Origin of the sequence: Chitinophaga dinghuensis, assembly GCF_003259435.1 — a bacterium.
Taxonomy (GTDB): Bacteria; Bacteroidota; Bacteroidia; order Chitinophagales; family Chitinophagaceae; genus Chitinophaga; species Chitinophaga dinghuensis.
Genome location: NZ_QLMA01000007.1, coordinates 26,186 through 38,953, shown reverse-complemented (window position 1 = coordinate 38,953; position 12,768 = coordinate 26,186). Strand labels below are relative to the sequence as shown.

At 37.6% G+C, this 12,768-nt stretch carries 10 protein-coding genes; 3 read left to right on the top strand and 7 right to left on the bottom strand.

Features of this window, described 5'->3' with window-relative positions:
• The first annotated feature begins 257 nt into the window (after positions 1–257).
• Positions 258–623 (top strand): nuclear transport factor 2 family protein, encoded by a 366-nt coding sequence (locus CLV59_RS20045; RefSeq protein ID WP_111593868.1) that lies wholly within the window; start codon positions 258–260, stop codon positions 621–623.
• Positions 624–627: 4 nt separating this feature from the next.
• On the opposite strand, the gene CLV59_RS20040 is transcribed toward CLV59_RS20045, so the two are convergent.
• Positions 628–1,104 (bottom strand): group II truncated hemoglobin, encoded by a 477-nt coding sequence (locus CLV59_RS20040; RefSeq protein WP_111593867.1) that lies wholly within the window; start codon positions 1,102–1,104, stop codon positions 628–630.
• A gap of 297 nt (positions 1,105–1,401) precedes the next feature.
• On the opposite strand from CLV59_RS20040, the gene CLV59_RS20035 reads away from it, so the two are divergent.
• A complete protein-coding gene (locus CLV59_RS20035) occupies positions 1,402–1,767 on the top strand; it encodes a winged helix-turn-helix transcriptional regulator (RefSeq protein WP_111593866.1) in 366 nt (121 codons plus the stop codon).
• A 21-nt stretch (positions 1,768–1,788) separates the two neighbouring features.
• Here the strand turns inward: CLV59_RS20035 and CLV59_RS20030 are convergent, their stop codons facing one another.
• The 4 genes from CLV59_RS20030 to CLV59_RS20015 all read right to left on the bottom strand — a co-directional run bounded on the left by CLV59_RS20030 (position 1,789) and on the right by CLV59_RS20015 (position 7,907).
• The gene (locus tag CLV59_RS20030; RefSeq protein ID WP_111593865.1) at positions 1,789–2,652 is read right to left on the bottom strand and encodes a hypothetical protein; all 864 of its coding nucleotides are present in this window, start codon (positions 2,650–2,652) and stop codon (positions 1,789–1,791) included.
• A 64-nt stretch (positions 2,653–2,716) separates the two neighbouring features.
• A complete protein-coding gene (locus tag CLV59_RS20025) occupies positions 2,717–4,939 on the bottom strand; it encodes a glycosyl hydrolase family 95 catalytic domain-containing protein (protein WP_146616257.1) in 2,223 nt (740 codons plus the stop codon).
• Between the two features lie 249 nt (positions 4,940–5,188).
• Positions 5,189–5,815, bottom strand: a complete 627-nt coding sequence (locus CLV59_RS20020) for a hypothetical protein (RefSeq protein WP_111593863.1) — start codon at positions 5,813–5,815, stop codon at positions 5,189–5,191.
• 376 nt (positions 5,816–6,191) lie between these two features.
• Positions 6,192–7,907, bottom strand: coding sequence for a DUF262 domain-containing protein (locus CLV59_RS20015; protein WP_111593862.1), 1,716 nt, complete (start codon positions 7,905–7,907; stop codon positions 6,192–6,194).
• 563 nt (positions 7,908–8,470) lie between these two features.
• On the opposite strand from CLV59_RS20015, the gene CLV59_RS20010 reads away from it, so the two are divergent.
• Entirely contained in the window at positions 8,471–9,817 is a 1,347-nt protein-coding gene (locus CLV59_RS20010) for a tyrosine-type recombinase/integrase (RefSeq protein WP_111593861.1), read from the top strand.
• A gap of 94 nt (positions 9,818–9,911) precedes the next feature.
• Here CLV59_RS20010 and CLV59_RS20005 read toward each other — a convergent pair whose 3' ends face one another.
• Positions 9,912–11,585 (bottom strand): AAA family ATPase, encoded by a 1,674-nt coding sequence (locus tag CLV59_RS20005; protein WP_111593860.1) that lies wholly within the window; start codon positions 11,583–11,585, stop codon positions 9,912–9,914.
• Positions 11,586–11,809: 224 nt separating this feature from the next.
• Positions 11,810–12,664, bottom strand: coding sequence for a hypothetical protein (locus tag CLV59_RS20000; RefSeq protein ID WP_146616256.1), 855 nt, complete (start codon positions 12,662–12,664; stop codon positions 11,810–11,812).
• Positions 12,665–12,768: the final 104 nt, after the last annotated feature.

Here is a 12,768-nt window from a genome sequence, read left to right as displayed (position 1 = left end):
CAGGTATGTACTATCTGACAGCGCATGCGAAATAAATTTCGGTTCTAATATTCAAATATATTGCCGCTATTTCACGGTTTCGCATATTGATTACTTTCGGGACCAAACAAAGTAGCATGGAGAAATATCGCCTGATTTTTGATCGAATAGCTCGCTCATTTAGAGGATCTAAATAGTCAAAACATCGAAAGGGAAACGGGCCATATTCTAATTGTCCCGACAACTAACCTATATTTGCCGCGTATAAACAGTAGTATATGTCAGCACCAAACGAACTGGAACTTATTGCTCACAAATGGTTCGAAGCCTTCAATGAACATGATCTGGAGAAATTATTATCCTTGTATCATGATAATGCGATACATTATAGTCCGAAGTTAAAAATTCGACAGCCAGCAACGAACGGTCTTATCAAAGGCAAGCAGGCACTCCGTTCCTGGTGGCAGGATTCTTTCGAGCGATATCCTCAACTGCAATATAACTTACATACATTAACCGCCAACCAGGACAGGGTGTTTATGGAGTATCTCCGTCAGGTACCTAACGAAGAAGATCTGCTGGTGGGTGAAGTACTGGAGATAAAAGACGGAATCATTACTTCTTCCAGAGTGTATCACGGGTAGGCTGTTAAGGAATATAGGGACCTCCTGGTTCTCCCCATCCCCATTTGGGCATGGGTTGTTCTTCGTCCATTTTCAGCTCCGTTTCGTTGGAGTTAATAACGGCAATACGAGTGCCCCATTCCAGATAAGCTACAAAGGCGGAGCGGAACTCTGGGTCCTCCGGTAAATGCATTTCATCGGCCGTTTCCACCAATAGCTGGACCCATCTTTTACGATGTTGTTCTGTAAGATGCTTGCCGAGATGCTTTTGGACCATCTTGGAATGGGAGCCTCCTTCTGCGCTGTAACTTTTAGGGCCGCCAAATACTTCGGCAATAAAATGAGCCACATGCTGCTGATGGGTCGGCGACATATGCTTGAATATGGGTGCCAGCAGCTCGTCATGCAATACTTTACTGTAAAAATCAGTGATGAGTTTTTCGAATACCGGCATTCCACCAGCCCATTCGTATAATGATGGGATATTGTTGTTTGTCGTCATTGTTTCAAGGTTAGTTAAAAATGCAGCCAGTATAACACACCAGATTTTTTAAGTGTGCACTATTGGATTCCGGATGTTGCAACAGCTATTTTATGTCAAATAATTTCTCTTTTCCATTATGGAAGCTGTATTTTGGACAATAAATAAATGATGAAGAAAGAAATTAAAGCTGAATAGTCGCAGCATAAATTTTTTCATCATTAATTAGATATAGCATGCGATCCGGTAAAGCTACAGCTGCTACATCAGTCAAACAATAACTTACCAAAAAGTAGGGTCAAGAAAAGCTGGTCAATTATGATTACACTTCACAACAAAGTATACACTTGCCCCGTGGATGTTACTCTGAGTTTCATAGGCGGCAAATGGAAAATCCTGATACTCTCCCACCTGCACTGGGTCGAAAAGCGCAGCTATGCAGACTTGAGAAACAATCTGCCAGGCATCTCCGAGAAAATGCTGAGTCAGCAATTGAAGGAACTCGAAGCACATCAACTGATAGGTAAAGAAGTACTCTCCTTAAAGCCATACAGGGTAGAATACTTCCTTACAGAAGAAGCAAAAGAACTGGAGCCACTCTATGAGCTACTGAGCAGCTTTGGCGTAAAATATCTGAAGAAACACGGGATCGATTATATAAAAGACCAGGAGTTGTTTAAATAATCAGTAGTCTTTCTTAATTTTTCACTTCTTTGGATTCCCATAAGGGACCCAAAAACCCTCCCACCAATTATAATTATATTGGTGGTGATAATACCGAAGCACTTCCTTCCAATATGGAATATCGGCCTCGGCCAGACTGATCATCTGTAAGGCATCCAATTCCGGAATCCCTCTTACCATATCTTCGTATTCTTCCTGAAACTCTTCATTATAGTATTTTGCTGTCAGTCCAAGTTCCGTGGCAAATTTCCGTAACAAAAAATGGCGAAGGCTCCATGCCACTATAATAGAATCAAAACCATAAACTGAAATTACAGGCTTTAGGCCATGCCCTCCATCAGCCATCAGAAATGAGTGAGCATAGATAGGTAGTAACGCTGGTGTTTTTTGAAACCACTCTTTAAATACTACTATTTTCTCTTCCATAGTTTCCTTAGGCGGTCCCCAAGAACGAAGCCAGGATGTATTAGGTCCGGATATCGACCCCATTAACATATCTTCTACCCATGCAAGTCGGCTTACAATCCACTCTTTATCCGTTATCCAGTTATAGAAGTATGAAGGCCGATTGGGTGGATTCCAGAACTCAGCAATCCTTTTCTGCTCTGCTGTTATTTGATAATCTGCTTCATCTTCTGGTGCTTCCTCTATTTCATAATGCTTATCTATCGTGTGCAGTATTTTCAGAAAAGCCCGATGCTCTACATCAAATTTAATAGCATATGTTGCTTCTAGTTCATCAATTTGCGAATCTGAAAGGGGCAACCATTTTGCCCCATGTATTAGTTCTTCAGAAGACACTTTACTCCAATATGCTTCTGTTGTTTCACGCACCCAAATAAGGAAATCTGTAAGATCTTCAGGGAATGATATCATTGTATTCATCAGTAGTTGGTTATTCACGCATCGCGAAAGCGATACATATCATCAAATTGAAATCCTTTTATACTCATTCCGGTACAATACTTATTCTTTCTCCTATACTCGTTGCTATGGTGAACCTTTCACCACTCATCATTTCAGCTAGTGTCCCTTGTCTAATAATCTTTACTTTCTTAGTTCCCCAGGGATTTACCATGGTTAAAGATCTTCCCTTTTCACTCAGTATCTCTACATTAGTAATTTCCCCCGCTTTTCTTTCGGCAGAAACCAGAAAAGCGCCATAAGCTCTCAAATGACTAAACGACGCATCAATTCGGGAAGGTAGCGAAGGGAATAAACGGATTACATTTCCTACACTCATGCAAAGCATTTCATCAACAGCATTAGTGATGATACATGAGTTCTCAATACCATGCACATTATCCTTTATAAAGCCGTTAGGACGTAAATTGGTAATAAAGTCATGCAATTTGTCATAGATAGTGTCCCCGCTAAATCCTACCCTGATTGCCGCCATAAAGAAGCTGCTACTGGTGTTCTGATCTTTCCAGCGATTCATTTCAGCTATAGTATTCCGGGAGATAGCTAACAATTCAGGGTTACTGTCAAGTGTAATAGCACTAGCAGGATAGATATGTTGTATACCCAGTCCATTACCATCATTCCAGGCCATTCCTTTCTCTGTATAGCGGAAAACAGTTCTTCCATTTCTTTTTTGGGTCGGAAACTGGCTGATATGATTCAATATATTTTCCCATTTCGCAATTTCATTTGTATTGATATTCAAATTGCGACTCATATCAATCATCAGGCTAAATACATTACGTACTAATCCCAGTGATAATATCGGGTTGGTATTACGGCCAGATCCTTCATGTATTGCATCGTTATAAATAATATAACGGCCATCTTCGAATTTCATGTAATCTTCCCAAAATTCAGCTACAGACAATGCATATGGATAAATCTTTCTTGCATATGCGGTATCATAAGTGCTGTACCAATACTGTCCCATATTCAACAACGCATAAGCTGCATTAGATCTTTGCTGCCAGAACATGCCCCCTTTCTCAATCCCTGCAGGATGACTTTTTGTATAAAAGTTATCTACCTGCCTGGTTACTTCAACCCCCTTAGGTCCGATTCCCACGGGATACAATACTCCTCTGGTATGCGTTACATTCTCTGCATACCATTTCCCTCTTGGCATAAATGCGAGAATTGGCGCATCATGGGGCAAGGCTTGCTCTAAACGGTTTGCTGCGTAAAGTGAATAAAATGGCGCTTCAAAATTATAATTCAGGTGATAGTCGTTATTCCATAGAGGGCGGTCATTGGTGATCCATCCAAAAAGGCCGGGCGGGTAATCAGGGTTTCTGCTGCAGGCAGCCATGGTATACAGTCCCTGATAATAACTTTTCATCATGGTTGTATCATTCAACACTACACTGGATTTTTGCCAGTATTGTGTCCACCAGGCGTTATGTTGTTGCAGGAATGCAGGAATGCTCTGCTCAGTAATATTCGCCAATTGCTCTTGGATATACCTAGATGTTTTCTCGCCCTTGAAACTATTTTCAGCGGAAACTACCAATAAAAGAGGCTTATCCTTTTTTACAATAATTCCTGAGGAAACACCGTAATTCAGCATTTTCACAGCGGTAGTTGCACTAACACGTATATCCACATCATCGGAGAAAGAGCGTATATGATAGTGCGCACTATCCCATTGCCCTCTGAGCTCCATTGATGATTCATTATCCGGAGCTCGAAGCCTGATCTCCAACATTGCATCCTCCTTCTGGGCTGCCACCTTAATAAAAATTAAGTTTTGCGTAGCGCTGACCCAGGAAGTAACTAGAATGTTTTGACCGAATTTTGCCGTCGTTTGTCCGTTCCAGATATCTTGGGTGGCGGAGAACAAGGTATCATTTCCACTATACTGCTTCCATTTAAGATCATTAAATCTCATGGTGATGTTCGTCAGTATCCGGCTACCGGCCAGATCAAATTCAGTATCTCCATGCCCGTATTTGGAGGTCCATTGACCAAAATCATTTTTTGAGATATAGAACGTAAGACTGTTTGACGCTTGCCCCAAGGTAGCCAGCAAGTCGCCATTCCCCATTAGTGGAGCGTCAGTTGAGGTCCTCGACGGAATATGCTGAGGGGCTTTTGTCCAGATGTTTTGATAAGGAGGGATAAAGGTTGTTTGAGCGAATATCTTTATTGGCAATAGAAAGCTGGCAAATGCAATACTTAGTTTTTTGAAGCTGATAGTCCTGTTCATTGTGTCATTTTTAGGCAAAGGATATACTAAAAGTAAAAATGTTTTGTGTATCCTTTTAGATTTGTTTCTGTGATTCCACTGAGATTACCAATTGGATAATATGGCGTCCTTTCAGGGAAAGGCGTGTCGGCTATTACCTTTGAAAGGTTCGATTTCAATCTGTATAAAGAACTGATAAGGTTTTTAACTTATGATTAAATAAAACAGCGAAAATCACAAAGGTACTTTCTCACCACATGAGCAGTTGAACTATCTTTTAGTAATATTCAGCTTCGCATCTCTATCCGCTAAGAATTTAGCCTTCTGATCTCCCAATTGATCCATGAGATAAGCATGAGGATCCTCTACTCGGTGACCATTAGCCAGGAAGAACTTTTTAAGCAAATCATATACTTCGAAATCTGCTTTTAGTCGTTTAGTACCAGTTGTCATATGTTTACAACTTAAACAAACATTTAAGGTGGAAATTATTTTACCTGATGAATTATAAAAAACCACTGCGTCTCGATAATAAGGAGCGCAAAGAAAGTTCATACACTCAACCATTTCCATTTGCAAGATTTGCTTAAGATGCAGCACCTCTGGATCATCTGCTTGAAAAGTAGAAACTCTCTCACAAGAATGATGAAAAGACCCACTTTCATCAATCAATAGCTCTAAACCATTAAATATGGAGCCCAGTTCCTCAAGCCTCTTCGTATCAAAAACTGATAACCTTCCATGTCGTCCTCGTTTAAACAATTCGTCATATTCTGCCGTGAGTATAGGGTTCAATCTATTAAAGGAATAAGTTTCTATATAGGAAAAGTCCACGGATTTGATATATTCTTCTGAAAGTATCCATGGCGTATTGTCAGGGGGGATTAAATTGAGCATAGAAAAATATTACGCTTCGCAAAAATAGTATTTCATGAGCACTCAAAAGAAATAAAATCAAGCCAGCTAGATCCTGAAGTAAAATCCGAAATATTCGTTAACCTGAATAAAGCATGGCAAAGAAATCTGGGCTATATAAAAGGAACTCGACTAATTACTCAACTAAAACTTACAAACCCCGCACCAAGCGCGAGGTTTGTAAGTTTTCTGTGATCCCGCCGGGACTATATCAAAGGCTCTATCAGAGCCATTTTTCACGGTTTTAAAAGCTACTGTATCCGAATTTGTATCCTTCTGGAATAGCTTACTTTTATCTTGTTTGTTAAGAATCGATACCGTTAGCCGCTATGCATTTATTCCTCCTTGATATTAATACTTAAACAAAATTGATAATCGGCTCAAGAATTTCAAAAATTTTCATTGTTCTTTTTTGTTTAAACTTCAAATACTCTTTCCTATCCATTTTTAGTTTCGCAGGATCATCACTGTATTCCTCAACTAACAAGTGTTTTTGGATAGATATTCCTGAGTTTTTAAGATTAGTGAAATAAGATTCTGGATCCTCGGCCCTTTTTCTTATGTTATCGGACGCTCCTACTAATCTGTAATTACCAATATGATTGATATCTTTTGCATCGATTAATAATGGTTCCTTTCCGAGTTTGCTTTTAGGATAAATATGATCAACATGCGGCGCATTGTTCTTCAGCTTCACATTAAAAGCACTCGAACTATTTGTTTCTACGTATAATAAATGTAGAAAGAAGAACCTTAGACTATGATCTTCTAAAACAGCCATATCAAAGTTAATTCGAGTATGCCTACTATTTACAAAATATTCCTGAATATCTGATAGAGGAAAATCCTTACCAGCACAGGATTTCAGTGTTCTATTGAAAATAGCCTCAAGAACTCCATCAGTTTGAGAACTAAACCAATTAAAAATCTGCGCTTTATAATAGAATGCTTTTAGTCTACTTTTGTTTTCAGGGGTTGCAGCCGGATTAAAATACAAGTAAATTAAAATCGGTACTAAACTATTATAGCTTCGGATAATTTTCGAATTGTCCAGTTTTAAATCTGTAATGATGAAATCCCGCAATGCTTGAAATGCCGGAAGATAGTTTGAATCCCAATTCCCATCTATAGAATTAACCAGCGTAATACCTTCTCCTCCTTTAAATTTTTGGGGATCTACGGTAGCCCCCTTGCCATTAATTAATAAAATGGCTTTTAAAATAGTATCTATTTCAAAATTTATGTTTCCATTACTAAGTAGCAAGGCTGCATCCTCCAAGTTTTCTTCAATGTTCGCAGATAATTCCTTCATTGCAGCAAACATCAGATCTGAAGCATCGAGCTTTGTACCTCCGGAGTTTACACGAACAAATATTTCTAAAATTGTTTTATAAGGATATTCGTTAACTGTACCATCAAGCTCTTCTATCCAGAAATGAACATCTTCAGTAAGAATAGACCGGAGCTTGGAAATATTTTTACGAACGATTCTTTCCCTTGTCTTTTTTTCGTCAGCACTTTCGTTTAATATACCATCTAATTCTTCATTTACTTTATCAGATATATCTTCAGAGGCCGTTTTTTCATATTTTGAGAGTAAATCTTTAACTCGAAATAAGGGTAATGACTCTGGTGTTCTAGCATCCACAAATTGGAGGTTATAAATCTGTTCTGTAATAGTATCCACATTTATGCTGGTTATATCCAAGTAGGCTTCTTTCAGGACGCCAGCATCAGACTTCAAAAAACCATGATAAATACAGTAGAGAGTTTGCAACCTTTGTTGACCGTCAAGTACTAAAACCTTCTCTACTTCATTTTGTGATTTAGATTCATCATAAAGGGTATGCAAATCTATATCGACCTCAATTTTTTGCATAAACCTTCTTGTTTTTATTTCTTCTTTTGTCTTCCAAAATAGGAAAGTTTGAATGGGGTACCCTCTCATTAAGCTATCAAACAATTTACTCATTTGTGTCTCACTCCAAACAAAAGACCTTTGAATATGAGGCAAAAATATTTCATGATTAACTGCGGAAATAATACTAGATAGGGACCGGGATTTGTATGCCATAAAGGTTCTTCTTGATAATTTTAAATATCTAAAAAAATATAGCTATAAAAGTATCAAAATCAATTCATTATTTCAAGTATAATGCCGTAAATAACTGAGTAAGTAAAGATGGGGGTTATTGGAAATTGGAAATAGCCAACCGAATCATTAAATTAAATGAAATGAACTAAATAAATATTAGCTCCGACATTTATGGTTTAAAGTAATAAACCAATAAAACCCTTTACTGATAAGCATCTACCAGAAAAAAGGATACAGTAAAACTAAAATTATTTACTGTATCCTTTTTTGTATCCTTTCAGATTCGTTTTGTAAGATTTACCTTTTATTGATAAAATAAAAAAAGCCGCTTAAATCCTGTGATTTAAGCGGCTTTAATAACCTTTGATATTCTTGTTGTGATCCCGCTGGGACTCAATGACACCATTTCTACTTTACACAACTTTTCGCAAATTAACACCAACAAGCTGATTTTCACCATATTATAACACACCCAATCAAAACCTAATCATTACCTTTACTAAGATTAACAGCATTGAACTTGACTAAAAACTTGACTAAAAATGCTGTTACCAACAAAACTGGTTTGCCGAGTAAACAAGATTCGTCGCGATGGCACGAGTGTAATTTTCATTCTCTACTCTGGCAAAAAAGAAAAGCAAATTTTGCTAAATACAGGAAAAGCAATTCCACCAAAATATTGGAACCATAAGTTTAATCGGATCTCTCCGACTCTACCTTCAATCTATGGAAATCCCCAGGAATTAAACAAATACGTGACAAATTGTCAAAATATTGCAAATAAAATACTCGAATTCGCAATAGAGCACCAAATAAATGATATCCCCAAATTTGTGAAGGGAATTTACAAACCAGATTTTGACCTGGAACTATTGCCGTTTATGGCAAAACAATTGGATGAGGATGACCCCCATAAGAATTTTAACTTAAACTTCCAAATGGAAGAATATATTAAAAGTAAGTTGGGTAGCGTCTCTCCTAGAATGATCACGAATTATAGAAATATGAGAGATATTTTTATTTCCTATGAAACATTTTGCGGACAAATTCATACCTATAAGGATATTCACTATTCATTCTACACCAAATTTCTACGCTTCCTTACTTATGAATATGTTCAAAGAAGAAGGTCAGATTACGTTGATAACGTAAAACAGCCAATAAGGGGATTGAGAACATCAACAATTGGCAAAGTAATTAAGCATTTCAGGATGTTTGTTAAGAATAGAATAGCTCACAAATATTTTCCACCAATTGATTTATCAAAATTTACTTCTCCAGATGAAGAGTCGGATGCAATCTATCTGACCCCAGATGAAATCAAGAAGATTTATCAAACCGATCTGAGTACCTATCCTGAATTAATGGTTGATCGGGATATGCTAGTTTTAGGATGCCTTACAGGTCTACGAATTTCAGATTTTGCCTCGATTGATTGTGTGGAAGACATTCGGAACAATTCCATCTTCAAGAAACAACAAAAAACAGATAAATGGGTAGTTATACCACTTCTTGGAATTGCAAAAGAAATTGTAGACCGTTATAAATCACAATTTCCCAAACTTAGCGAACCAATATTTAATCTCAATATTAAAACTATTGGATCATTGGCTGGAATTTGTGATACTATCAAATTCTCCTACAAAAAAGGTACAAAGAAAATCGTCCAGGTTAAACCCAAATATGGGTGGATTACTTCCCATACTTGCCGACGCTCTTTTTGTACAAATGAATTTTTAGCCTCCACTCCAGTAGAGTTAATTATGAATATTAGTGGTCACAAAAGTCATCGTGACTTTTTCAGATACATTCGCGTCACACCAATGGAGGCCGCAGAAAAAATCAAAGTACTATGGGAGTCAAGATCCGAACAAAACAAAGGAGCCTGAAATTGTATTTTTAAATTATATACCAGTTTCTAGGATTCCTCTACATAAAGGCCCTTATACCCAAATTTGGAACCAAAAAAATAAAAAGAGTACTTCAAGATGTAGCAGTAACTAGTACAGGCCTAACAGCAGGTGTGGCGGAATTAATGGCAGTTACAATATTACCCAGTTTGGCAAGGAGAGTGTTCTTTATTGGCTTACCATCAAGTACCATTTTACGGACTATACCCTCATAAGAAGAAGCCGATATCCCAAAGGCTGCCACAATACCACTAATTACTTGGGTCTCTCTAAATGGATACAGTGTAAGAAGACCATTTATGTCTGAGGCAGCAACCATTTTGTCAAATTTGGCTACTTCAGCACTTAAATACTTCGAGGCTTTTTCGTCTATGTTCTTGAATAGCTCCTTGCTATCTAGCCCCTCACTAATTTGCCTCCATGTTGGAAGCCCTCTAGTTATTTCCTCCTTAATCCTATTTTCACAAACACGAGAACATAATCTTCTTTTGTGTGGCTCCATATTGGCTATGATCTTTTCTTGTGAGGCACTAAAAATGTCAATTGCTTTACGACCAACAAAATCAGCATAATGTTCAGCGGCTGCCCGAACGGTATCCGGATTATAATAAAGATATTCAATGGAATAGGCAGGTAGCGCATATACTCCTTTTGCCTCCATTTTTTTTATTTGATCCGTTGTCCGGTCATCAGCATCAATAATTCCAAATGCCTCAACCCAGTTCATAATAGGGTTTCCCCGTACGCCTTCAACAGCTCTTTCTACCTTCACACAACTCTCCTTACATTCGACAGTTGTTTCAGGAAACAATAGCTGGTATAAATCCATGTCCCTACTGGTAGGCGCTCCTTCGACAAAGAGAACCTTTCTTCGAGCCCCCAGGATTGCCCTTTTCATGTCCTCAGGGATTATCTCATTCATTATCCCACTCCCGGAGATCTGGTCAAAAGTCCAAAAAAACTTACCTCCTTTTTTAGTTACATTTCGCAAAAGAATGACAGCAGAGTTAACATTGGTCTCAGGCAAACTTAGATCATGTGTTGCTATAACGAAAGAACAATCAGGTCTACTTTCCACTATAGAATTTATTAATGGCCCCATTAAGGCAGGGTGCAGATGTCGTTCTGGTTCGTCAAGAATAAAAAGGGTATTGGTCTTGGCTGTCAATATCTCAGCGCAAAGCATGAAGGCATTCTTCTCTCCATCTGAAAGATCAACTATACTATATTTGGAACCATCTTTTCCTAAGGCAAAAAATTCCTGCAATTCATTCATAACAATTGAAATATTCAAACACATTTTTTTGAATATTTCATTGATCATCTGTAGAGGAGAGACTTTCTGTTTCAATAATTCTGCTTTTGTCATATCTCCAGATCTATAGGCCTCAGCTAATGCACGATCAATTCCATTTTGCATCTGTACCAAATTATCAAGTGCAAGTCGCCTTCGCTCATAATATTCAAAGGAATAGGTACGACCGGTATCCGATACCTGTTTTTTAATCCTTTCTTCAGTAATTTTTCTTTCTCCAACTGAAATAACAGCGGAATTACTTTCCATCCAAATTGGACGGTGAGCTAGTACTATGTAGGAATTTTTAATATTTTGTCGAAAAATATGATTTACTAAGGCCGATTTTCCAGCTCCATTTCTACCTATAACAAATAATAATTGCCCAGTTCCTATGTTAATAGGAATATTTTGATTAGTTGCTGTTTGAATATTAAAGGTAAACGTAGCCATAAAAGCCCCGGATTTTGATTGATGAAAAATATAAGTTATGAATTCGCAATATCGAAGCCAACTAAAAAGCGTTGTCGACCTCTCTAAAGTTTGGCCATAAGAATTAGAGTTATGAATTGGGGAACTTAACAGCAGGTTAATAAGTCGTTCATTTTTCTTTTTGCAAATCCATGACAGATAATTACAGAACTAAATTTAGAATAATTAAATGAGCTCTAGTAACGTTAATTACAGTATGCAGCAATTTTCTCATTAACACCATTCGCAACACAGGTGCCGAGTCTAACAGAACTACCGGCCTTTAGGCCTACAAGATGCCCATTCATCATACCCAAAAATCTAATCCAAACTATGCTTTGTCGAGGAGGTAATACCTCATCTTCCAAATAGTACTTCATCAACTGACTCGATTCTGAATACGCCTGATTTAGAAGTCCACCCGCGGCAGTAGCGCTTATGTTATCACTGGGAATAGTTACACATATTTCTGGATAAGTACATTCTAAGTTAGTGTAAGGAGCACCTTCCAAAATAAAGTTCGCCTTTAAATCCTTTAAAGTAATTACATAATTATCATCAATTAAAGAAAAATTATATGACCCACATAATCTTGTAAGTCCTCCAACATTATTATTCCAGGTTACGAATGGAGAGCAACTATTGTTAACAGCATTTATAGAGTTAATGCTAAAGTCTTTAATACATCCATTTCTAAGAATATTATTTACACCAATCGATAGTTCTAATAAATATGTAGAAATGAAACTTTGACTGGACCACAATTTGAGTAATTCTTTATCCCCCACAATTCTTAATCCATCGTGAGTAGGAGTCACCTCGTCAAGTAAACCAGAGGAAAATGCATTTGCTTGTAGAATTTGTAACTGCTGAATAACAGCCTCCATTATCCTTGGAGTCGGATCTACAACGCAGGTATGAGTGTAACTCGTTTGAATACGCCAAGAAATTTGGCAGCGTTCTCCGATTTGTGAATATGATGTCTCAACATGTTTCTCAAATAATTTCGCCCTCTCTATTGTGGCACTTGTCTGACGAACTTGTAGGCTTTCTTTTTCCATACAACTGCTAGTAAAAAATAAACAAAATAAGCATAGTCTCTGTAGACTAAATTCTTTTATTTTTATCATTTTTTGGATAGGGATTTTTATATTACTACAGATAA